This window comes from Pseudomonas sp. HPB0071, from assembly GCF_000478505.2.
Classification (GTDB): domain Bacteria; phylum Pseudomonadota; class Gammaproteobacteria; order Pseudomonadales; family Pseudomonadaceae; genus Chryseomonas; species Chryseomonas luteola.
This window is the reverse complement of sequence record NZ_KI517368.1, coordinates 324,638-347,772: the sequence shown is the minus strand read 5'-3', so window position 1 is coordinate 347,772 and position 23,135 is coordinate 324,638. Positions and strand designations below refer to the sequence as shown.

Below are 23,135 nucleotides of genomic sequence, written 5' to 3'. Positions count from 1 at the left end.
GTAGACCCTGTGGGAACCTGTATTTAAGGATAAGAGCCCGGTTCAGAGGCCTTTCGCAAGGCGCCTGAACCTGGCCAGCGTCAGCGGTTAACGCTGTGTCAGTGTCGCAGTGTTACCCGTACCGCTCTGGCTAATGGTCGCTATATCGCCCTGAGAAGATTGGGTTACGTTCATGCTGTTGGCTGAGCCATTCTGAGAGAGAATGGCCGAATAGCCTACGCCGGTTTGCGTAGCCGTAATCGTGTTGGCATCACCCGACTGTGATACATACAGTTCGTTGTCATCGCCGTTCTGGTTGAAGTACAGCTCGTTACCCGTTCCGTCCTGAACCGATGACAGGAAGTTGCGGTTACCTGTCTGGGCCACGTCGTAGGACGTCTCTCCTGCCACGCCTACAACGTTGCTGTTACCTGTTTGCGATACATTGACTTCGTTGTAGGTCCCGCCCTGCGTGATATCGACTTTATTGAGGTCGCCGGACTGATCGACACGTGCAGTAGCATTATTTGCAGAGGGTTCCCCAAAGATGCTGTTCTGCGTCAGCCTGATGCTATTTCCATTTCCTTCCTGGGTAGCAAGCGCGACGCTGTTATCGATCAGCTGAGAAACCCGCGCATCGTTGTTATCACCGTACTGATAAACCGAGGCGATTGGGTACTCGCTGAAGGACTGGAAGATGTCACTTCTGTTACCGCTGCCTTCCTGAACTGTCGTTTGAGTTCCGTAGTTGGAGCTGTAGTGTTCACTGTTAGCATCGTTATTGTCGCCATTCTGGCGTATGGAGGCATTGCTGTAAGACGATAGGGTCTGGTTGATGCCAGCGTTGTTTGCCGTGCCGTTTTGCTCAATGATTGCGGTATCTTGATCGGCCTTGCCACGAAACCCCATACCGCGATGTTCGTAGTCACTTTGAGTGATATAAGCCGTATTCTCATTGCCCGACTGGTAAATCTGCCCAACGTTGAGGCTTCCGCCTTCCTGGATAAATTGCGTCCTGTTGCCAACGCCCTCTTGGTAAACCGTGCCGCTGTTTTCAGTACCGGACTGCTCAATGAATCCGTAACCGTTTTGCCCTGTCTGCGTTTGCGTAAAGTTATTGGACGTACCGCTCTGTTCGATCGTGGAGGTGTTGTTTTCGCCGTCCTGATTAAGATCTACCGTGTTGTTTTCTGCATGAGCGTGCAGGGTGAGGGTAGCCAGTACGGCAAGGGCGAGGGGTTTGAGCGCAGGCATTGAAAAATCTCCCTATATCAAAGTCATGAGACCGCTGAAATCGTTATCAACTGATGACGGCTCACCCACAACTGCATAGGCGTCTGGCCTGCGGGTATCTATCAGCAAATGGCTGGGAGCCATGTAAAAGCGCATCAGAACGGGCAGGCAAGAATTCTGGTCTTCCCTAACCAACACTCAAATGAGTCAACATGGCACCCAACCGGTGCGTAAAGCAGCTTGAGTATAGGAACGGCTTTGGAAGGATGCCAACAATAGTCAGGCTATTTATTAGGTTGCCAATCATAAGAGTTTTTGAGGACGCCGTTTTCTCACTGTGGTCTCATAGACGCGCATATCGTTGCGTCTTGCCATAATGTAAATGCATACAAAACAATGACTCGAGAACAGGCCCTTGCTGCGAAATACCATAAAACATCCCGCCCGGCTGGTGCCGTTGGCCTTCCTGATTACCATACTGATAGGCACGTCATTACTCATGTTGCCAGTGGCGCGAGCCGGTGAAGCGAGCGCTCCCTTTCTGACGGCCTTGTTTACTGCGGTTTCGGCAACCTGTGTGACCGGTCTTGTCACCGTAGACACTGCTACATATTGGAGCGGCTTCGGTCAGGTCATCATTCTTGTTCTGTTCCAGATTGGCGGAATCGGCATCATGAGTGGTGCAACCTTGTTGGGTCTTCTGGTTAATCGACGCTTGCAACTGAGCAGCCGATTATTGGCCCAGAGTGAAACCCGCCTGCTTGGGTTGGGTGATGTCGTTGAGGTGCTGCGATTGGTGTTGGCCGTTACGCTCACAGTCGAGTTGACGATAGCTGCACTGCTCGCTTTCCATCTGCATTTTGCTTATCAGGAGGCGTGGGGAAGTGCCGCATGGAATGGTATTTTCCACGCGATTTCGGCGTTCAACAACGCCGGGTTTTCTACTTACTCAGATAATCTGATGGGGTTCGTCGCAGACCCTATCGTGATTCTTCCCATCACTGCTGCATTGATCATAGGCGGCATCGGCTCTCCCGTACTGTATGAGCTCAGGCACATACGCCGGAAAAACCGGCCATGGTCTGTTCATACGCGCATTACCTTGCTGGGCTCGGCGCTCCTGTTGATCATCGGTACAGTAGCCATGCTGGGATATGAATGGAATAACGCCGGCACACTTGGTCCACTCGACACAGGGGCCAAGCTGTTGGCCGCCTTTTTCCATTCTGCTGCCGCGCGTACAGCTGGGTTTAATAGTTTAGACGTCGGGCAATTCACCACAGAGACCTTGGCTATCCATTACATCCTGATGTTTATCGGGGGCGGTAGCGCGGGTACCGCTGGAGGTATAAAGGTTACTACCTTCTTTTTACTGTTCTTTGTGGTTTGGGCAGAGATCCGGGGTAACACGGATACCGCAGTCTTTAACCGACGGATCGCTTCGGAAACGCAACGCCAAGCACTGGTTGTTGTTCTTTTGGGAACGGCTATGGTCGCGAGTGCAACACTCATTCTGATCAGTGTGACCTCGTTTCCTCTTGAAAAAATCGCGTTCGAAACAATTTCTGCCTTTGCCACGGTAGGTCTTTCCACGGGAATCACGGCTGATCTTCCTCCAATAGGGCAGGTCGTTATCATCGTCCTGATGTTCGTAGGCCGCGTCGGGACGATTACCGTGGCAACTGCCCTGGCCTTGCGTAGCCGAAACAAACCTTATCGCTATCCTGAGGAACGCCCCATTGTTGGATAAACTGTTCTCGTCGACCCGAAGTGACAGCGTGGTCGTTATCGGTCTGGGCCGCTTTGGTGCCTCTGTTGCCGAATCGCTAATCGACATGGGGCATGAAGTACTAGGGCTGGATGAGGATGCAAGCCTCGTCCAGAACTGGTCCGACCGGCTGACCCATGTCGCTCAAACCGACAGCACCAATATCGAAGCCTTGCGCCAGTTGGGCGTTGATGAATTCATACATGCTGTTGTTGGCATTGGTAGCGACCTTGAGGCCAGTGTTCTAACCGTCCTGGCGCTTCAGGAGCTGGGTGTGAAAGACATCTGGGCCAAAGCCATGAGTGCAAAGCATGGACAGATTCTTGAGCGAATCGGTGCTCATCATGTTGTCTATCCAGAGGCCGCCATGGGAGAGCGCGTGGCTCATCTGGTGACAGGCAAGATGTTCGAATTCATCGAGTTTGAGGATGGTTTCGCCATTGCCAAAACCGGAGCGCCACAGGAAGCCCATGGAAAAACGCTAGCCGAATCGGCTATTCGTACACGCTACGGCGTGACCGTGATCGGCCTCAAGCGGCCCAAGACAGACTTCGTGTATGCCAAAGCAGACACACAGATACATGAAGGTGATTTCTTGATCGTAGCGGGCACGACCAAACTGGTGGAAAAGTTTTCAGCTCAGGTTTAGCGGCCGTATCAATACAAGCCTCTTGATAGTCCTTATTGGTTGACATCCGCTCAGCTTTACGGAGCGGATGTCATTTTCAGCGTTTTATGAATCAGCTTTCCAGCTGATTGGCAAATTGCTCTACCGCACTTACCACCTTTTTGGCACCATCCTGAATTTCTAGGATTACCGAGCCAGCCTCGCTTGCCAAACCAAGGCCATGTTCGGTCTGGCTTTTACTGGTCGCCATACTGGCAACCGCGGCTTCGGCCAGTGACTGGTTCTGCTGCACCACATCGACAATTTCCTTCGTTGCAAGGCTAGTCCGCCCCGCCAACTGACGAACCTCATCTGCAACCACAGCAAAACCCCGGCCCGCCTCACCGGCACGTGCTGCCTCAATGGCTGCGTTAAGGGCTAGCAGGTTGGTCTGCTGAGCAATGCCGCTGATAGTCTGTACGATTGTATTGATCAGCAATGACTGCTTGCTCAGCGCCTCGATGCCATCGGAAGCCACCTGGATCTCATCGGCAATCTGACGCATCACGCTCACCGTATCCTGCATAACCGAGGCACCCTTGTTGGCTGTGTCGTCAGTGTGTAGCGAGGTGCGATAGGCGATATCGGCGGCCTCGGCAACGGCCATTTGCTGATTGACCTGTTCGGTGATGACTGTGGCAAATTTCACGATCTTGTAGAGCTCATTACGGGTGTTAAAGACCGGATTGTAGCTCGCCTCGAGCCATAACACGCGGCCCATGCTGTCTATACGCTTGAAGCGGCCAGAAGCATATTCGCCCCGGTTAAGTCGCCGCCAGAATTCGCGGTACGCTTCGGAGTTGTATTCTTCCGGTTCGCAAAACATGCGGTGATGCTTGCCCTTTATTTGCTCGAGCCGATAGCCGATCCCTTGGAGAAAATTATCGTTTGCGTTGAGCACCTCACCGGCTGGGTTGAACTCAATCACGGCGGTGGAACGACGCAACGCATTGATAACGCCTGCATTCTCAGTGGCCACATCCACAGACTCAGTGACATCACTCGCCAGGCAGATGACTCCCGCAGCTCTACCATTCTGGTCTTTTAGCGTCTGCCATACAGCACGCAGCCACACCAGGTTGCCATCCGCTTTGGAAAGTCGATAAAGACCACTAATGTGTTTGCCCTGTTTAATGGCGGCTTGTAAGCCCTTATAGCATTCCAGCTGTTTAACGTAAGGAGGAATATATTTATCGAGGGGCTGGCCTACCATTTCTGATTTTGAATAGCCCATCGCTTGAAGAAATTGTTCATTGGCGGTCTGGATGATGCCGTTGTTATCAAGCGTTAGCGTCATCATTTCAGCCTCGAGAGCATCTCGAATCTGCCGTAATGAGGCATTTTCTTCTCGGAGAGAAGCAAGTTCTTGTTTGAGATGCGAGTTGAACATGGCTAAACCAGAGGTGAGTAAGGATAAATAGCTTTTCGTATCTATTATTTTTTTCTTAAGGTTAACCAGTTAATAGTGGCGACAGGCGGTTGCATGTTTAACGCACCCCAATGTGCTGAAACGCTTTTGCAGGTAAAAACAACACTTAGTGATTGAAAGGTTTCGGACAGGAGGCATTGATAGCCTATAAATATCAAGTCTGCTTATTCATTAGCGTGGTCACTATTTCTTACGCTGGTATACATATAGGCACGCCTTTGAAGCGCCAATATAAAACAGGAAAGATAGACATGAGGAAGTCTTTAAATGCTATTAAAGATTAATCTTCGTTTATCTTTAATAAACGTCTTCTAGCAAAATTAGAGTCATGGCCTGTTATTGAAGTCACAGCGAGGTATAGACCGTTATACGTAGCGGATATCCTGTCAAGAAACCGGCTTGACCCTATCAGACTTTAAGGGCTATCCGTGCAGTTATAAAGCAATCATCGATTGGGCCGCGCCTTGGCAATCCACTGTATTTGAAGACGCATACGATGAACTTGCCGTATACCCGTTATCACGGACAGCTCGCTTGAGAAGTGCCCGTCCCGAGTGCCTAAAGCTACCATCAACCGGGCGAAGGCAGCAGGCGCAGCAGACGACCAATCAAGCCCCAGCGCCTGGTGACATAGACGTGCTTGGTACGCGTCCTGATGGCGCCATATATACAATCGGCGGCTTTTTCAGGCGTGGCCACCCAGAAGGGTTTATCAGCTTTCAACATGTCGGTGTCGACAAAGCCGGGACACGCCTCGGTTACTGTCACAGGCAGTTTATGGTGACGTGCCAGGTCGCGCAGGCCATCCAGGTATGTCGAGACGAAGGCCTTCGAGGCGCAATAGGCGGTAGCGCCCCCATTGGCACGGAGCTTGGCAATGGATGAAATTCCTACCAGGTGACCCTGTCCCTGCGCTATGAAATGCTTCATGGCTATTTGGGCCATGGCCGCAAAGCCCAGTGCATTGACAGCGATAGTTTCTTCATCGAGCTGCCAAGTCAGGTCCGGATTGACATGGCCTGTCCCCGCACTGATGACTATTAGCTCAACGTGACCTACCTGCTGGATAAAGCCTTTCAGAGCTATCCGGGCTTCGTCTATTTCCATCAGGTCCAGTGGGCAAATGATGGCGTGATCACCTAGTTCCTGGGCGAGTGCTTGAAGGCGTTCAGCTCTTCGCGCAGCCAAACCGACCCGCCAGCCTTCTGTTACCAAACGGCGCGCCAGTGCCTCACCCATTCCGGAGGAGGCACCGATAACGATGGCGCCAGGGCGATACGCAGGTGGTTTCACTTCCATTGAAGATGGTCCTTGAGCAGTACGTTGGGAAAGCCTAGCACTACACCCGGTGTCTAGTTAAATGGGTATGTCATACATGCATCACGCGGTTTCTGACAAAAATGTCATTGCAATGACCCGTTTCTGACCGTGCGGCCTGGTTAGGGTATATCGATCCAACCAAGGAGCCCTGTCATGGACAGAATCGTTACATTCACACTGCTCATGCTGGCAGTAATGCAAGCAGAAGCCGCCTTACCGAAACAGGCGGAGCTGGATTTGGCCACAGCCCGTCGCCTGCTGGACGCTGCGCCCTGTCATGCTGCAATGGCAGCGCTTTATCGCGGTGGGAACCCCCATTCTTATTCAGCGCGATACCCGGGTGGGTCCTCATAACGCAGATGCTGCCCGCCGCAAGGCCTATACCGCATTGTCTACCAAGACAGCGACACGCCTGCTGGCTGAAAAGGCCCGTCAGAATCCGGAGGCTGCCAACCTCAATACCTTGCCTGAACTATTGCTGCTTGGAGGCGGTGTGCCCCTCTATGAAGGCGACGCGCTGGTAGGCGCTTTTGGCGTAGCAGGTGCTGGCGGCGCTGCCCAGGATGAGCAATGTGCGACCGAGGCTGCCTTGGCAATAGGTTTGAAAACTAACCCTTAAAGGAGAACCACTATGAAAGCTCTGATACTGGCACTGGGTATGACAGCAATGTCCGGCATGGCTGTCGCTGCCAATAATCCGCTTAGCGTACATGTGCTCAATCTTGAGACCGGCGTACCCTCATCCGGTGTAAATGTAACGCTTGAGCGTCACATCGGAGAGACTTGGCAGCCGCTGGCCCAAGGCACTACCAACGAGCAAGGTCGCATCGCTGAGCTGTATCCCAGTGATAAGCCCTTACAGAAAGGTGAGTATCGAGTGGTTTTCAAGACCGGCGAATATTACAAGAAAACCGGCCACGAAACCTTTTTTCCTGAAATTCCTGTGATCTTTGAAGTCAAACAAACGGACCAGCACTATCACATCCCACTGCTGCTCAGCCCGTATGGTTTCAGCACCTATCGGGGTTCATAGGACGTCAGTCAACGAGTCCTGAGAAGATGTTGCCATTGTGTCGGTATCCACTGAATGATACCGACCCTTCACGATAGTGCTGGCGGAGAAGACGATACCGTTTTGCTAAACAACGGTACGCCTACTTCTCCAGGCAACCGGGTTGATTTACTCTAGGGTCCAGCGTGGCCCTCGTCGTAACGAAGCGGAGAGAGAAGGCTGAGAGATTTGATCAGGGTGCACCAAGGTGTACGTCCAAATCGAAAGCGATTACCGGGGCTTTTTCCTGGCCTGTGACCACTCGGTCCGCTGGATAGCTCTCTTCCTGCCTCGGCAAAGCGTTGGACTACAGCATCCTCATCAATCTGGCAGAGTGAGCCAATAAGGGTTCCTGATAGAGACCTAGCGGGTTCTGCTAACGCTCCGCCTTGATGGCAGAGCGGATGGCTTCCAGCAGCATCTTGCAGGCGGGATTGTCATTATCTGTACGCCATACCAGATGCAATTCGCTTTGTATGCCGTCGCCCAGATCGATTTCCCTAAAGACCACCTCCTTGAAGACGACATTGGTGGCGCAGCGAGGTACAAACGCCAATCCCATCCCCGCGTTGACCAACGCCAGAATGGTGAGCGATGAGCTTAGCCATTGAATGTATTCCGGCTCGACGCTGGCGGAGCGGAACATACCGGTTAGCAGCTCGTTGAAGGGGGGATAAGCTGAGTGCGAATACATGAGAAAGGGCATCCCATGAAGGTCCTGCACGGTTATCACAGGTGCATGAGCTAAGGGATGGCTGGCGGGTACAGCAAGCACGAACGGCTCACGAACCAGGCATTCGGTTTCATAGCCCGGCTGCAGGAGTGGTGCACGGACGATACCCAGGTCGATACGGCGTGCCCGTAGCGCTTCGTGTTGCTGAAACGTATTCATCTCCGTCAGGGCAACCTTGACGTTGGGCTGACTAAGACGGGCTTCGGCAATGACCTTGGGAAGAAACTCATAAACGGCGCTGCCAACGAAGCTGATGGTAACCGAGCCGATGTCGCCTTCGGCAAAACGTCGCGCGGCAATTGCAGCCTGTTGTGCTCGCTCCAGAAGTGCCTGGGCTTCGATGAAAAAGGCTCTTCCTGCCGCAGTCAGGGCTACGCTGCGCGTATTTCGAGAAAAGAGTTCTACGCCCAAGCTATGCTCAAGTAACTGAATCTGCCGACTTAACGGCGGCTGCGTCATGTTCAGCCGCTCTGCCGCACGGCGAAAGTTGAGTTCTGTGGCTACCGTGGTGAAGCAGCGGAGTTGAGCGAGTTCAAACATTGATCTAATCCCGGTATCAATCAAGATCTAATATAGATTAGACAGTAACAATATCGGCCTCCATTATCGACGCTCTCCTACAAAAACAATGAGCGGGAGTCGCCCATGAGCAATGTCCAGTCTTCCGTGGACTCCACGGTGCTAACCCGTGCGGTCTCCAAGGTGAAGCGGCATGTCTTGCCGCTATTTGTCGTCATGTTCATCGTCAACTATATCGACCGGGTCAATATCGGCTTTGTACGTAGCCATCTCGAGACCGATCTCGGGATTGGTGCCGCTGCCTATGGTTTGGGTGCCGGCCTATTCTTCATTGGCTATGCGCTATTCGAGGTCCCGTCCAACATGCTCTTGCAGCGGTTCGGTGCCAAGGCCTGGCTGACGCGCATCATGTTCACCTGGGGTATTGTCGCAACGGCCATGGCGTTCGTACCCAATGAAACCTGGTTCTATATCCTGCGATTCCTGCTTGGTGTTGCCGAGGCGGGGTTCTTCCCTGGGGTGGTTTACTACTTCACCAAATGGCTGCCTGCTGATGAGCGTGGCAAGGCCATGGCAATTTTTCTGAGTGGTTCAGCCATTGCCTCTATCCTCTCTGGTCCGTTGTCTGGCGCCCTGCTGGGAATAACCGGGCTGGGGATGTCCGGCTGGCAATGGATGTTCCTGATTGAAGGCTTGTTCTCGGTCGTACTGTGCGGTTTTGTCTGGTTCTGGCTGGATTCTCTGCCCAAGGATGCCAAATGGCTGAGCACGGAAGAGCGCAATGCACTGACTGACTGTATCGATGAGGAGCAACGCCAGCGCGAATTGGCAGTAGGCGAGAGCAAGGCTCATCCTTCAGCGTTCAAGTTGTTGCGTGATCCGCAAATCGCGCTGTTCTGCTTTCTGTATTTTTCGATCTCGCTGACGATCTACGGCTGCACTTTCTGGCTGCCAAGCATCATTCGCTCCATGGGCGGGCTGGGCGACTTCGAGATTGGTCTTTTCAATTCCATTCCTTGGATCATTTCCGTCGTGGCCATGTACCTGTTTGCCAGTCTGGCGTCCCGCTTCAAATGGCAGCAGGCCTGGGCATCATCGGCCTTCATCATTGCAGCCATTGGGCTGTTCGCCTCGACGATGGGGGGGACGGTGTTTGCGTTTCTGGCTATCTGCTTCGCCGCTATCGGATTCAAGGCAGCGTCATCACTGTTCTGGCCGATCCCCCAGTCTTATCTGGATGCACGTATCTCGGCGGCAGTCATCGCACTGATCAATTCGGTAGGTAGCCTGGGCGGTTTCGTTGCGCCTGCCACGTTTGGCTTTCTGGAGGAACGGACCGGCTCGATCGAAGGTGGCCTCATTGGCCTTGCCACGGTCTCCTTGATTGCCGGCATTCTGGTCTTCATGACCAAGACGAGAAGAGGACCTAGCGACGGTATCAAAGCCAAGGTGGCTGCTGTGCCTGCTTGAGTAAAGGACGGGCCTGCCGGGCAGCCCCGGAGGCCCTCTCTAGTTTTTCAGGAGTTCTATCATGAAGATCAAACACATCCGTGTAACCCCGATTGCCTTCAAGGATGCGCCGCTGCTTAACGCCAGTGGTATCCATGAGCCTTATGCGCTGCGCTCGATCATTGAGGTCGAGAGTGATAACGGTTTTATAGGCTTGGGCGAAAGCTACGGTGATGCACCGGTGCTTAGCGTGCTGCAGGCCATGCAGGAAAGCCTGCTCGGCCTTGATCCTTTCGATCTCAATGGGTTGCGCGCTCAGGTCATCCAGACAGTGGCCCGTCTTCAACCGGGTGCCAATCCCGGAGCAGAGTTGGCGCCGGGTTCACACCCTAGTAAACAAGTGGCAAATGCGTATTCGGCGTTCGAGGTTGCCTTCCTGGACCTACAAGCCCGTTCGATAGGGGTGCCGCTGGTAGATCTTCTGGGCGGCGCCGTACGTCGGGAGGTCCCCTTCAGCGCCTATCTGTTTCTGAAATATGCCGAGCATATTCAGTCACCCTATAAGCCAGACCGGTGGGGCGAGGCGATCAGTCCGGAGCAGGTAGTCGCCCAGGCGCGTACCATGATCGAGGAGAACGGATTCCAAAGCATCAAGCTTAAGGCGGGAACCCTGCTGGGCCCCGAGCATGAGGTTGCCTGTATGAAAGCGCTCAAGCAGGCTTTTCCTGGCATACCTCTGCGCATCGATCCAAACGGCAATTGGTCACTCGAGACTTCGATTCGCATGGCGGAGCTGTTAGGCGATGATCTCCAATACTATGAAGATCCGTGTCCAGGCCTTGAAGGGATGGCTGAGCTGCATCGGCGCACAGGCCTTCCACTGGCGACCAACATGGTCGTGACGGATTTTGATGAGTTCCGCCGCAGCATCGCGCTGAACAGCGTACAGATTGTGCTGGCGGACCATCACTATTGGGGTGGCCTGCGTAATACCCAGATCCTTTCCCGTATGTGTGAAACCTTTGGGTTGGGCGTTTCGATGCATTCCAACTCGCACTTGGGCATCAGTCTCATGGCAATGACGCATGTAGCGGCTGCTGTACCCAATCTCTCCTATGCCTGCGACACACATTACCCCTGGCAGGAGGCCGATGAAGAAGTTATCAAAGGTGGCAAGCTACCGATTCGCAATGGGTGCGTTGCGATTACAGACGCACCCGGACTGGGCGTTGAGCTGGATTATGACCAGCTGGCCAAACTCAACGACCAATATCTTACCTGCGGTATTCGCCAACGTGATGACGTCCGGCAAATGCAGAAATATGACCCCGACTGGAAAGCATTAAAGCCTCGGTTCTAAAGCAAAAAGTAGTCATAGGCATCCAGAAAACGGCTTGTCATATGTTGCCTTTATTGGTAGCAAAATGGTAGCTCATGACAAGCCGCTCTATCAGGAAGCGATACAGCTTTAATCCTGCTGGCAGCCTGAACTGCCTCCAGCTACAGCCGGTCGACATGCTTAACGACTGGAGGTATGAGCATGACAAGATCGAACCGTATTTTATGGGGCGCTTTAGCGCTAGGCGTCGTAACAGGTATGCGTAGCATGCTGGCTCCTGCAATGGTCAGTGAGACGCTTGCCAGGCGTTCGGCTGCTACCAACGCAGACTCCTTGACCCGTGCGCTGGTTAAGCCCAGAGCACGCCATCTCCTGATACCGCTTGCCGCAAGTGAATTGTTGGGCGACAAACTTCCATTTGCCCCCGATCGGACAATCGCACCGTCAATGATGGTACGGGCGCTGTCAGGAGGTGTGACCGCGGCAGCACTGGCAGGGGCGCAGCGACAGCCTGCTTTGGTCCCCGCTTTGATCGGCGCAACCGCTGCCTGCATCTCGGCAAAAATCGCCATTCGCCTGCGCAAGCGTTACGGCAGCTCCGGTGCAGTCATCAACGCAGCCTTGGGGCTCGCCGAAGACAGCTTGGCACTTGCTATTGGTAACGCTGGGTTGAAGCGCGCTTTGGGTAAGGGCTGAGGTTGGTTTAGCAACACAGGGACAAACCTGCACAAAGGCGCAGGCGAGTCCCTGAATATATTGGCAACTGAGCGGGACTGGTTACAGCTCCTCAGTCTCGCCCAGCTCCTGGTCAGCTCGTTTGCAACGGTGGAGTACGCGGGGGAATCATGCGGCGCGATCCGGTTGATTCGAAAGCCGCTGCAAAACGCAGCAGGGAGGAATCATCGTAGGCACGTCCGGCAAAGGTCAGGCCTACCGGCATACCGATATCGGCCATAATGCCCATGGGCACCGTTACGGTAGGTACGCCCAAGTGACGAATCGCAAGGTTGCCATTGGCGACCCAGACGCCATTGCTCCAGGCGATATCGGCCGACTCGGGATTCACGTCAGCATCGGCTGGCCCTACGTCTGCAACGGTCGGGAAGATGACTGCATCCAACCCCAACTGGGTCATCCAGTCTTCCAGATCGATCCGGCGCGTCTTTTCTAGCCCTTTCAGTCCTTCAGGTAACGTGGCGATCTTGTCCCATGGCGTGATGCCGCGCTCGGCCATGTTCACATACTCGTCCATACCGGCCGCAAGGTCACCTTCCCGGTTGGGTAGGGTGCCCGGGTCATGGGGAAAGATTTGCGGGCCATCGACGTCCACCAGACGGTTCAGTTTGGGATCCCCATTGGCCTGAAGAAAATCATCGAACGCCCAGGCCGTCAGCTCCCACAGTTCGTCATGAAGAAACTCTTTCGAGACCAGTCCACGGTTGTATACCGTTGGCGCGCCGGGACGGTCGCCTTCGCAATTGGAAACCATCGGGAAGTCAACCTCGACCACTTCGGCACCCGCGGCCTCAAGGGCTTGTCGAGCCTGCTCCCACAGTGCGATGACTGAAGGTCGGGTATGGATTCGTTGCCCAGTCGGACCGCCGATACCCGGGTTTTCACTGGTCCCTGCCTCGGGGTCTGCATTTATGTACATGCGCGGAACACCAAACCGCTTGCCAGCAAGGGCATCAGGTTTTGCGGCAAGCTCCCTATACGTGGCGGGCCGCACCGAAGAGGCGCTCGGGATTGGTACCCAGGGCTGCATCCGCCACAGATCGCCGCGTGTTTCCGGGTCATCCGCCACGATCACATCCAGCACTTCCAGCAGGTCTTCCATGGTTCTGGCAAAGGGCACGACCACATCCATCGTCGGGGTCAGCGGCCAGTTCCCGCGTACCGAGATCACCCCCCGTGAAGGGGTATAGGCGCACAAACCATTATTCGAAGCAGGGCCTCGTCCGCTCGACCATGTTTCTTCTGCAAGGCCGAACGCGGCAAAGCTCGCTGCGGTAGCTGTACCTGCACCGTTGGAGGAGCCAGAGGCGAAAGGCGCGGTCAGGTAATCACCGTTGTATGGACTTTCCGCGCGACCATAAACGCCGCGCTGCATACCACCATTCGCCATGGGGGGCATATTGGTCTTGCCCAGGCAGATCGCACCTGCCGCCCGCAGACGCTCGATCGTGAACGCATCGCGGTACGCCACCAGATCCTTGAAGGCAGGGCTGCCCGAGGCGGCAGTCAGCCCTTTCACCAGATAACTGTCTTTTGCCGTATAAGGGATCCCATCCAATGGACCAAGTGTTTCGCCTTGGGCGCGACGGGCATCGGATGCTTCCGCTTCCTTGAGGGCATCAGGGTTACTGACCACGACAGCATTCAGGGCCGTGGGCGTATCAAGACCATCATAGGCTTCGATCCGGGCCAGGTAGGCATGAACCAGCTCAACTGCTGTGGTACGGCCTGACTCAAGCGCCTCACGTAGCGCGGCAATGGAAACCTCGGTTACTTCAATCATGCTGCCACCACTGGATGCGTAAAGGTGATGTGAGAGTGGTAATCCAGAGGCTTGGTGTTTTTCCTCTGGGTATGAGGCTCAAGAACATCATGTAGGTTGGAGTCAATTCTCATAAGGATCCTGGTCAAATAACAGATACGGCAGACGCTGGAACCAGAAGCTTCTGCTCGCACACGTGTTTGGTCGCTCTGCGCACACCGAGTGGCTGATAGGTGACAAGTGTATCAAGTCAACCGAGGAGGAGCCTCTTGGTCGATAGGCGCCAGTGCAATGATCTGAAACAAGCACACCGCTTCGCCCGTTTCAAAGGGTAAGAGCCTAATCTCGCGCAGGGCAATTTTGCAGCGACCTTGTAGCTCTGCCAGCTATAGACGGAAGTATCGCTGGATGGAATTTATCAGCAGCTCTACGGCTTCATTGCTTTCCCTGGCTGGAGGGCGGACCAATACCACCTCGTGGTCAGGCATGATGGGTAAGTCCTCGCGTATAACCATTCTTTCGGTTACCCGTGCACGATCCATGAGCGTAACGGCAAGCCCGGCCTCGACACAGGCCCTTATCGCCTGGCTGGAGGCGCTGTCCAACACTACCCGCCATGGCCTTCCTGCCGTTGTGAGGGTACTTATCATGGCTTCGCGGTAAGGGCAATCCGCTGCGTAAAGCGCCAGTGGTACAGGATCATTCAACGTGGCGGGTAGCACTGCGCTTCCTACCCAGACCGGAGTCGTGGAAGTGAGTACCAGTGCGTCGGAGCCAGCCGCGCGAGGTTGGGTCAGCAATGCCAGATCAAGCTTTCCCTGCTGGAGATGATCGCGTAGCGTAAAACTCGGTGCGGTGGTTACCTCCAGCACTACATTTGGCCAGGAGGCTGTGAAAATGGGCAGGATGTCACCAATGACATGGGCGGCATATTCATCAGGCATACCTAACTGAACACTTCCAATCACATGTGGACCATGCAGCTCGCCCATAACCCTGTCATGGGTTTGGAGTAGCTCAGCGGCAGACATGAGCAGTCGCTGCCCAAGCGCTGTCAGGGATACCGACTGGTTATCACGCTCAAGCAGGCGCCCTCCAGCAATGGTCTCCAGCCGCTGGATATGTACGCTGATGGCCGCAGGGCTTTTATGAAGATGCTCAGCCGCCAGCCTGAATTTTCCCATTCGAGCCACGGTATCGAAGGTTCTAAGCAGCTCGATATCAAGGGTTGCATTCATTATTTAATATTTGTAAACCATTAAGTGATAAAGTTTTGATTTATTAGATTAGCTGGTTTTCGTAAGGTCGGGTGATGAATCAGACCACTCGAACGACCCGACCCCTAATCAGCGCTCTCTCAGGCGTTCTATCTCTCAGCAGAGCGCCTTTACTCCTGCTTGAAGCAATGATGGTCATTACGTGGAGTTCGGGCTTTGTGGGTGCCCGTTTTTCAATCGATTACGCACCGGCGCTGCTGGTTGTGTTCTGGCGGTGTGTAGTGGTCACGCTTTTCCTGTTGCCGTTCGTAATAAAAACGCTTCGATGTGTTCACCCCGCCGTGCTCCTGCAGCATGCGGGTATAGGTCTACTGGCCATGGCGGGTTATCTGATCGGTGTTGTCCAGGGCATTGCGCTGGGTGTTCCGACAGGTCTGGCTGCATTGCTTGCCGATCTACTGCCTATCGGTACGGCACTGCTTAGCGTTACCGTTCTGGGTCAACGGCTTTCGGGCAAGGTATGGCTGGGGCTGGCCATTGGTCTTGGCGGAGTGCTACTGGTTACCTATGACGCCCTGGCGTGGGGGGATGCGCCTTTATGGGCGTATGGGCTGCCCATATTGGGCATGCTGTCCCTCGCGGTGGCTACGTTATGGCAGAAGCATTGCAGGCTTTCTCATCCACTTGGATTGCTGCCAACAATGTGGCTGCAGTGTGCGGTATCTGCAGTGGTATTCGCTGTGCTTGCAGACTGGCAGGGTAGCCTCTGGCCCATTCCAACGGCAGGTTTTGCATTGAGTGTCTTTTGGACCGCGGCAATTTCCACCCTTGGCGGCTATGGTCTGTATTGGGTGTGCCTGCGGCGCTCATCACCCACACGGGTAGCCAGTGTGCTCTACCTGAGCCCAGCGGTTACGCTGGTATGGGCATGGATGATGTTCGGCGAACCGCTCTCGTGGCTTATGTTGGTAGGTGCCGCTGTTTCTGCAGGAGGAATCCTGTTGGTCGTCCGAGCGGACAAAACGTAAGGCGTCCTCATGACTCGATCATGGTGCGAATGCGTGTCGCCATTATGTCCATGGCGAAAGGCTTGGTTAACACCGCCATGCCCGGCTCCATTTGCCCTTCGCTCAGCAGGCTTTTTTCGGCGTAGCCGGTAATGAACAGAACCTTGAGGCCAGGGCGCCAAACCCGTGCTGCATCAGCGACCTGTCGGCCGTTCAGGCCACCTGGCAAGCCTACATCGGTAATTAACAAATCGATGCGCCTATCCGAGTGCAATATCTCAAGGCTAGCCGCACCGTCGCCAGCTTCGAGGGCGATGTACCCAAGGTCTTCAAGAATTTCCATGATCAACGTACGAACCGTAGGCTCATCATCCACCACTAGAACGGTCTCGCCCGGCTCTGAGCGGGGAAACTCTGTAGCTTCGGCAAAGCCGGTCAAGGGGGTGATAGCATTGCCATAGTAACGAGGCGGGTAGACACAGACCGTAGTGCCTTCGCCCAGTCGTGAATTGATTCGGACCTGTCCGCCCGATTGCTGGACAAAGCCATAGACCATGGACAATCCCAGGCCGGTGCCTTTTCCGATTGGCTTTGTTGTAAAGAATGGCTCGAACGCCCGCTCAATGACCGCGGGAGGCATCCCGGTTCCGCTGTCGGTAACACTGAGCGTGAGATAGTCTCCCGGCGGTAGATCGTGCTGTCGCGCCGCGTACTCATCAAGAGAACGGTTGGTCATTTCAACGAGGATACGCCCGCCTTGAGGCATCGCGTCGCGAGCATTGATGCACAGGTTAAGTAGGGAGTTTTCAAGTTGAGGCGCATCGACCAGCGCAGACCACAACTTCTCTGGGGTATTCATTCTTACGGGCGTCGCAGGGCCTACCGTACTTTGAATCAGCTCCTGCATACCCAAAACCAGCTGTCCGATACGGGTCGGCTTGGGATCCAGCGTCTGGCGCCGTGAAAAAGCCAGGAGACGGTGGGTAAGCGACGCCGCACGCTTGAGACCGTTTTGGGCCATGCCCAGATAGCGCTCTAGATCATTCAGTCTTCCCTGCTGTATACGGATCTGCATCATATCCACTGACCCGGAAATGCCAGCCAGCAGGTTATTGAAGTCATGGGCGACACCGCCTGTCAGCTGGCCGACGGCTTCCATCTTTTGTGCATGACGCAAGGCTTCCTGCATCGAAGCCAGCTCGGTTTCTGCTGCCTTTGCTGCCGTGATATCCCGTCCGGTTGCATAGATCTGCCCGGCAGAGGGCGCCGCAACCCAGGAAAACCAACGGGTGGAGCCGTCCTTATGGCGATAGCGATTCTCCATTTCAGACAGCTCGCCGCGTGCAGCTCGCTCATAGGCTTCCAGCGGCGAAAGAGCGGTATCGGGTATCATGAGTTCACTGACGTTCTGTCCGAGCAGTTCTTCCAGTTCATAACCCAGGATACGTGTCCAGGCGGGGTTGACCTTACGGAAAATGCCCTCGTAATCGATCACCAGCAAAAGGTCGGGCGAAATCTCCCAGAGGTGATTCAGCTCTATGGTTCGCTCGGTTACCTGATGCTCAAGATTCTTTTTCTGTCCTTGCAGTACCTCGTCTGCATGGCGGCGAACGGTAATGTCGCTTACTGCGCCAAACCACTCGGTAATATCACCCGCCGCATCAAGAAACGGTATGGCTCGTGATTGCACCCAGCCTATACTGCCATCAACGCGCTTGACCTGATGCTCCAGGCTAAACAACTTCTTGGAGGTTATCGCTTCGTTGAGGGTTGCCTTCACGCGGGGCTGCTCGTCAACGGGAATATAATCGGTCAACCAGTTCGGATTGGGCGAGGATGTATCCTTCAAAAAGCCACGTCCCTTCAGCTCGTGCATCTCCTGCCAATCCCCACTCATGGAATACAGCCCCTCGGACGATGCACTGACAAAGGCACTCAGGCGCGCCTCGCTGGATTTTGCAGCCAGAACTTGCCGTTCCAGATCGGCATTGGCCTGAAGCAGCTTGCGCTCGGCCACGATACGGCCCGTCGTTTCCGTCACAACCAGAAAAATACCGGCGACATGGCCATCGTCATCCCATAACGGGCTATGGCAGTGCGTGAAGAATGCTTCCTGCTGTACCCCGTTGCGATTGGGCGTGTATCGGGCATCCTCTACAAAATAAGCCTTCCCCGAAAGGACATGATCAAAAATCGGAGTCAACTGATCCCACATCTCAAGCCACCATTCCTTGGCGGGTCTTCCAAGATTTCCAGGGTGCTTGTTACCCAGACTTGGAGCGTAGGCATCGTTGTAAAAGGTAATCAGATGCGGACCCCAGTGCACCATCATGGGAAAGTCGGAGCTGAGTACTATTCTGATGGCTGCCTGAAGCGACAGGGGCCAACCTTCGACAGGGCCTAATGGAGTGTTCTGCCAATCAACGGCCCGTAATCGTTCACCTGCCTGACCGCCTCCCACGAGACAAGACTGCTTACCCATCATACGTTAGCGTTTAGCCCTAGAGGAGAAGGAATTGCAGGGGCAAATGCCCGCCGAGTGATCGAAATGGCTGTTTAGACCTGCTATTTAGCCTGTCTTTTATACATCTCAAAATCAAGCGGCGTAACGTAAAGACTTTGCAGTAGAAGGGATTTCATCGTCCCCAAAAGCGATGTGGTACGGATAAGATCCTTCAAAAGCTGAGCGGAAGAAGCCGTGCGGCATTCCTGCCGACGTGCTCATGCGCCTAGTTGGTGGCCGCGTGAGCATGAGGGTTATAGGTACGGATTTCAGAAAAGGCTGTTAAGGATTCAGTCGATCAGACCGAGATGAAACCAGCCTGGCTGGTTTCATCTCCAGGCGTCACACTAACTGGCCCATTGAGAGTTTCGAATGACGCTGCAGAAATTCAGGGGAGCGAATTGAGGGTCTTTGTCAGCGATAACATCTGCCTTGACATTGCCGAACGTAGTCTGAGGTTTGTGTTTTATTCCCTCGTAAAAGGCCTGAATGATCTCTTCCTTGAAACGATTGCCTCGAGGATGGGCATTGACGATTGCTTGTCGTTGCTCATCGCTGTATTCCGGGTAGGTTAGCCCTAGCACGTCCATCTCTACGCCTGCCGTGACCAGGGCAATCAGCGGATGCATGTGCTGGGGAATGCCCGGCGTGGTATGCAGTGCAATCGAGGCCCATACGGTATCGATATCCTGTTGGTTTATCCCGTGGCTTGCCAGAAATGTCTTGGCCGCGTTGGCACCATCTACCTCAAAGCGCTCGCAGGCGCTGCTGTGCTGATGCGTCAGGCCCATGTCATGGAACATGCAGCCGCAATACAAAAGCTCCGCATCGTATGTTAAGCCGCGCTTTTGCCCGGCCAGCGCCGCGAAGTAATAGACCCGGCTGGAATGGTGAAAGAGGAGGGGAGATGCGGTATCTCGAACAATCTCAGTAATTTCCCGAGTCAATGCGGTATCAGGGATGCTGATGCCATCAATATTAATACTCATGCAAACTCTCCGGCAAAGGGTGGAAAACAAGTTTCACCCGTTGCCATCATGTCCTCAATTGCAGTATTGCGTTAAATCCTGCCATTATCCGTCTGAGACAGACGTGTAGAGGATTTCGATGACCAGACTTGTCGCCATCCTGGCGCTTCCCGGTGTGCAGCTGCTCGATGTGGCGGGTCCTTTGGATGTTTTCGCACAGGCTAACCTTGAATCAGGAGGCTCCTCCTACCTGTGCAGGGTAATTGGGCTTAAGTCAGGTCCCGTCCAAAGTTCGTCAGGTGCACGTCTGTATGCAGACGGCGTTGTCAATGAACAGCCGGAGCGCTATGACACTGTTCTTGTCGCAGGGGCACCGCATATCTCCAATCTCAAACCGGACCCGATAACTCTGGCGTGGATACGCGGTGCAGCAAAGCGTGCGCGGCGCTTTGGTTCTGTCTGTACAGGTGCATTTGTTTTGGCTCACAGTGGCTTGCTCGATGGGCGTCGTGTCACTACTCATTGGGCTTGCGCACCCGCGCTGGCACAGGCATATCCCAGCGTCCAGGTCGAAGAGGATGCTATGTATATTCGAGACGGTAAATTGAGAACATCAGCAGGGGTGACGGCAGGTCTCGATCTTGCCCTGGCACTGGTAGAAGAAGACTTGGGCCGGGATATTGCAAGACAGGTGGCTTCTCAGCTGGTTATGTATTTCAAGCGACCCGGAGGGCAGCTCCAGTTCAGCCGGCATGGACAGTCCAGTATCGGCGGTCGGTCTGTTCTACAGGAAACACAACGGTGGGCCATGGCGAACCTGTCGTCACCGTTGTCAGTCGACGCGTTAGCGGCTCATGCAGGTATGAGTCCCCGACATTTTGCGCGATTGTTTTCAGCTGAAATCGGTGAAACGCCTGCGGTATGGGTAGAGCGTGCGCGCATAAGCGCTGCTCGTTTGCTTTTGGAAGAGCAGGGCGATGTGCCCAAACAAGTCGCTACCAAGGTCGGCTTTGCCAGCACCGATACGTTGCGCCGAGCCTTCATGAAACACGTGGGCATTACTCCAGCCGAATACCGTAAACGCTTTCATGCATGAGGGGCTTAATGCATAAGACATAAAGCCGCTACCGCACTACAGTTACATTCACATGCTCGGTCTGCCCGGAATCATCCAGTACGCTGATCTCGTAAGCTCCTGGCCTGGGAAACGTGTAACTCAATTGTTCCGATTGCTCTGCCACCGGTTCGCCGTTGACGAACCACCAGCGTGAACCTTCACCACCCTGCGCGGTTACGGTGATGGAAACGGGCTCGGATTGTCCGGCAGGCGCCTGTAATCGTGCACCATCACGTAGCCCGGTAATCTGTAACGGACTGGCTGCAGTGCCAAGGGTAGGCGCACAGTTCGAATCGATTGATGGCAGACGGGACGTGCGGCGCTCGCGCGCGGCCAGCCAAGGTTCGAGGGACGCAGGCCAAGCCAGGAAACGTACCGGGCGTGCGCCAGAACATGATGGCGCCACCTGCTTGCCTGCCTCATTGACCCAATAGGTCTCATCCAGTCCCTGACCCAAGGGCTGGTCAGGGGCTTGCATTGTGGGGGGCGTCTGTTTATCCAGCGTGAAAGCCCAACGTCGGACTCGACAGTTTTCATCATCGGCCGGAAGCGGTTGCCCCCCAGGCCAACAGATGGATTCTACCCTGACGCTTGCAGGTCTGGTCTGTATGGGGGAGAGACGTCCTCGCTGAGTATCCCGATTGAGCAATATATCGTTGACCTGAAACAGCAGCGGGGCGGCTGAAGCAAGGCCAAACTGGCCTGCTACCGGCGTGCCGTCAGGGCGGCCGATCCAGACGCCAACCACATAACCTGGCGTAATGCCGATCGACCACGCATCCCGAAAACCATAGCTGGTTCCCGTCTTGTAAGCCAGCGCTGGAGGCAGTTGGGCTTCATCCAAGAGGGGATCTGAGCGGTCGGCCAGCATACGCCGAACGATCCAGGCAGCACCGGGCGACATCAACCGTCTTTCCATCACAGGCTCTTCTGGACGAAACCGCAGGCGGGCTACCTTTCCCTCTCGGGCAAAAGCGCTATAGCCGCTGACCAGGTCTTCCAGTCGCGCGCCGACACCGCCCAGTATCAATGAGAGATTGGGCTCAGCGCCTCGAGGATAAAAGAGCGGGACGCCTGCACTACGCAGTTCACCGGAAAACCGCTTGGAGCCATAGGCCTCGAGCAATTGCACCGCAGGGAGATTGAGCGACCGATGTAACGCCTCGCTTGCAGCGACAGGGCCACTGAAGCCTGAAGAGAAATTCCCGGGCCGGTAATCGCCAAAGCGTCGAGGGATATCTTGCAGCAAGGATTCCGAGTGGATCAGACCTGCGTCCAGCGCCTGGGCATACAGGAAGGGCTTGAGCGTGGAGCCGGGTGATCGTATGGCTGATACCATGTCGACATGGCCAAACCGACGATCATCCGTGATATCGACAGAGCCCAGGTATGCCTTTACCGCCATGCTCCCGGTATCAACCACAATAATTGCAGCTGAAGTGCGCTCCGGTAGACGGGCCCGCCAATCAAGGAGCAGCGATTCGAGGCGCCGTTGCAAGGCAATGTCGATGGTCGTGTGGATCGCTGGCGACTCTCCTGTCGTATTCAGCCGACGAGCCAGCAGCGGTGCCTGGTCAGGCGATTGCCGGGGCGCCAGCCAAACAGGTTCTTCCATTGCCTCTTTTACCGCCTTGGCAGGCCATACCCCTTCGCTGTCCAGTCGGGCGAGCACCTTGTCTCGCGCCGCCTGTGCCCGTTCGGAAAAGCGATCAGGCCTCAAACGACTGGGCGCTTGTGGCAATACCGCAAGTAGTGCCGCTTCGGCACGAGTAAGGCTCACAGGTGACTTGCCAAGATAAGTCCAGCTGGCGGCGGCAACCCCTTCCAATGTGCCGCCGAAAGGGGCGCGATTGAGGTACAGCGTGAGGATTTCCCGTTTGGACAGATGCCACTCAAACTGAGCGGTCCGAAACAGCTGGCGAAGTTTTCCCGTCAGAGTCCGCGGGTGTGGATCGAGCAAACGGGCAACCTGCATGGATAGCGTGCTACCTCCCGAGACGACCCGTCCGCTTGAGAGATTCAGCCAGGCGGCACGTGCGAGCGCAGCCGGATTGATGCCGGGGTGCTGATAGAACCAGCGGTCTTCATACGCCAGTAACGCGTCGAGGTAGTAGGGCGAAACGGTATCTGGCGTAGCGGGATAGCGCCAGATACCTTGCCCATCGGCGAACCGGTAGAGCGGCTCGCCGTCTTCGGCCAGAATGACATGGGCAAGCCCATCGTCAGGAACAGGTAGCGGCCAAAGCTGGTCAGCCAGCCATAACATTGCAGCAAGCACTGAAAAAAGGCTCAGCGCGAGACGAGACCAGTACTTTGCGGCGTGCAGGCCTTTTTTCATG

The 23,135-nt window shown here is 54.8% G+C and carries 16 protein-coding genes and 3 pseudogenes; 9 read left to right on the top strand and 10 right to left on the bottom strand.

From position 1 onward, the window contains the following. Positions 1-87 precede the first annotated feature (87 nt). Positions 88-1,233: a hypothetical protein gene (locus tag HMPREF1487_RS21135; RefSeq protein ID WP_010798777.1), complete on the bottom strand. Its 1,146-nt coding sequence runs from the start codon at positions 1,231-1,233 to the stop codon at positions 88-90. Positions 1,234-1,627: 394 nt separating this feature from the next. Here HMPREF1487_RS21135 and HMPREF1487_RS21130 point away from each other — a divergent pair, with 394 nt between their 5' ends. Next, the gene (locus tag HMPREF1487_RS21130; protein WP_010798776.1) at positions 1,628-2,962 is read left to right on the top strand and encodes a TrkH family potassium uptake protein; all 1,335 of its coding nucleotides are present in this window, start codon (positions 1,628-1,630) and stop codon (positions 2,960-2,962) included. After that, the gene (locus HMPREF1487_RS21125; protein ID WP_010798775.1) at positions 2,952-3,629 is read left to right on the top strand and encodes a potassium channel family protein; all 678 of its coding nucleotides are present in this window, start codon (positions 2,952-2,954) and stop codon (positions 3,627-3,629) included. The genes HMPREF1487_RS21130 and HMPREF1487_RS21125 overlap by 11 nt, the downstream gene beginning before the upstream one ends. A gap of 91 nt (positions 3,630-3,720) precedes the next feature. On the opposite strand, the pseudogene HMPREF1487_RS28525 reads toward HMPREF1487_RS21125, so the two are convergent. The 3 genes and pseudogenes from HMPREF1487_RS28525 to HMPREF1487_RS21115 all read right to left on the bottom strand — a co-directional run. Continuing rightward, positions 3,721-4,149: pseudogene (locus tag HMPREF1487_RS28525) on the bottom strand (methyl-accepting chemotaxis protein); the annotation flags it as partial. A gap of 117 nt (positions 4,150-4,266) precedes the next feature. Further along, positions 4,267-5,037: pseudogene (locus HMPREF1487_RS28520) on the bottom strand (PAS domain-containing protein); the annotation flags it as partial. Between the two features lie 609 nt (positions 5,038-5,646). Next, positions 5,647-6,375, bottom strand: coding sequence for an SDR family NAD(P)-dependent oxidoreductase (locus HMPREF1487_RS21115; RefSeq protein ID WP_010798773.1), 729 nt, complete (start codon positions 6,373-6,375; stop codon positions 5,647-5,649). Between the two features lie 174 nt (positions 6,376-6,549). On the opposite strand from HMPREF1487_RS21115, the pseudogene HMPREF1487_RS21110 reads away from it, so the two are divergent. Together HMPREF1487_RS21110 and uraH are read left to right on the top strand one after the other, a co-directional pair. Next, positions 6,550-7,015, top strand: a pseudogene (locus HMPREF1487_RS21110) (heme-binding protein). A 12-nt stretch (positions 7,016-7,027) separates the two neighbouring features. Beyond that, positions 7,028-7,429 carry a hydroxyisourate hydrolase gene (gene uraH, locus HMPREF1487_RS21105; RefSeq protein ID WP_010798771.1) on the top strand — a complete coding sequence of 134 codons (402 nt, stop codon included), beginning with the start codon at positions 7,028-7,030 and terminating at the stop codon, positions 7,427-7,429. Between the two features lie 394 nt (positions 7,430-7,823). Here uraH and HMPREF1487_RS21100 read toward each other — a convergent pair whose 3' ends face one another. Further along, complete coding sequence (locus tag HMPREF1487_RS21100; RefSeq protein WP_010798770.1) at positions 7,824-8,720, bottom strand: LysR family transcriptional regulator; 897 nt, start codon at positions 8,718-8,720, stop codon at positions 7,824-7,826. A gap of 105 nt (positions 8,721-8,825) precedes the next feature. Here HMPREF1487_RS21100 and HMPREF1487_RS21095 point away from each other — a divergent pair, with 105 nt between their 5' ends. The 3 genes from HMPREF1487_RS21095 to HMPREF1487_RS21085 all read left to right on the top strand — a co-directional run bounded on the left by HMPREF1487_RS21095 (position 8,826) and on the right by HMPREF1487_RS21085 (position 12,183). Continuing rightward, positions 8,826-10,169, top strand: a complete 1,344-nt coding sequence (locus tag HMPREF1487_RS21095) for an MFS transporter (RefSeq protein ID WP_010798769.1) — start codon at positions 8,826-8,828, stop codon at positions 10,167-10,169. Positions 10,170-10,230: 61 nt separating this feature from the next. Then, a complete protein-coding gene (locus tag HMPREF1487_RS21090; protein ID WP_010798768.1) occupies positions 10,231-11,508 on the top strand; it encodes a glucarate dehydratase family protein in 1,278 nt (425 codons plus the stop codon). A 180-nt stretch (positions 11,509-11,688) separates the two neighbouring features. Then, complete coding sequence (locus HMPREF1487_RS21085; protein WP_010798767.1) at positions 11,689-12,183, top strand: hypothetical protein; 495 nt, start codon at positions 11,689-11,691, stop codon at positions 12,181-12,183. 112 nt (positions 12,184-12,295) lie between these two features. Here HMPREF1487_RS21085 and HMPREF1487_RS21080 read toward each other — a convergent pair whose 3' ends face one another. Both HMPREF1487_RS21080 and HMPREF1487_RS21075 read right to left on the bottom strand, forming a co-directional pair. Then, entirely contained in the window at positions 12,296-14,005 is a 1,710-nt protein-coding gene (locus HMPREF1487_RS21080; RefSeq protein ID WP_010798766.1) for an amidase, read from the bottom strand. A 365-nt stretch (positions 14,006-14,370) separates the two neighbouring features. Then, positions 14,371-15,222: a LysR substrate-binding domain-containing protein gene (locus HMPREF1487_RS21075; protein WP_010798764.1), complete on the bottom strand. Its 852-nt coding sequence runs from the start codon at positions 15,220-15,222 to the stop codon at positions 14,371-14,373. Positions 15,223-15,377: 155 nt separating this feature from the next. Here HMPREF1487_RS21075 and HMPREF1487_RS21070 point away from each other — a divergent pair, with 155 nt between their 5' ends. Then, positions 15,378-16,229, top strand: coding sequence for a DMT family transporter (locus HMPREF1487_RS21070; protein WP_037031167.1), 852 nt, complete (start codon positions 15,378-15,380; stop codon positions 16,227-16,229). A gap of 7 nt (positions 16,230-16,236) precedes the next feature. Here the strand turns inward: HMPREF1487_RS21070 and HMPREF1487_RS21065 are convergent, their stop codons facing one another. Both HMPREF1487_RS21065 and HMPREF1487_RS21060 read right to left on the bottom strand, forming a co-directional pair. Continuing rightward, positions 16,237-18,693, bottom strand: a complete 2,457-nt coding sequence (locus tag HMPREF1487_RS21065; protein WP_010798762.1) for a hybrid sensor histidine kinase/response regulator — start codon at positions 18,691-18,693, stop codon at positions 16,237-16,239. A gap of 365 nt (positions 18,694-19,058) precedes the next feature. Next, positions 19,059-19,700, bottom strand: coding sequence for an HD domain-containing protein (locus HMPREF1487_RS21060; protein WP_010798761.1), 642 nt, complete (start codon positions 19,698-19,700; stop codon positions 19,059-19,061). A 118-nt stretch (positions 19,701-19,818) separates the two neighbouring features. On the opposite strand from HMPREF1487_RS21060, the gene HMPREF1487_RS21055 reads away from it, so the two are divergent. Next, on the top strand, positions 19,819-20,775 hold the full coding sequence (locus HMPREF1487_RS21055) for a GlxA family transcriptional regulator (RefSeq protein ID WP_010798760.1): 957 nt from the start codon (positions 19,819-19,821) through the stop codon (positions 20,773-20,775). Between the two features lie 28 nt (positions 20,776-20,803). On the opposite strand, the gene pbpC is transcribed toward HMPREF1487_RS21055, so the two are convergent. Further along, positions 20,804-23,134: a peptidoglycan glycosyltransferase PbpC gene (pbpC, locus tag HMPREF1487_RS21050; RefSeq protein WP_010798759.1), complete on the bottom strand. Its 2,331-nt coding sequence runs from the start codon at positions 23,132-23,134 to the stop codon at positions 20,804-20,806. Position 23,135 lies beyond the last annotated feature (1 nt).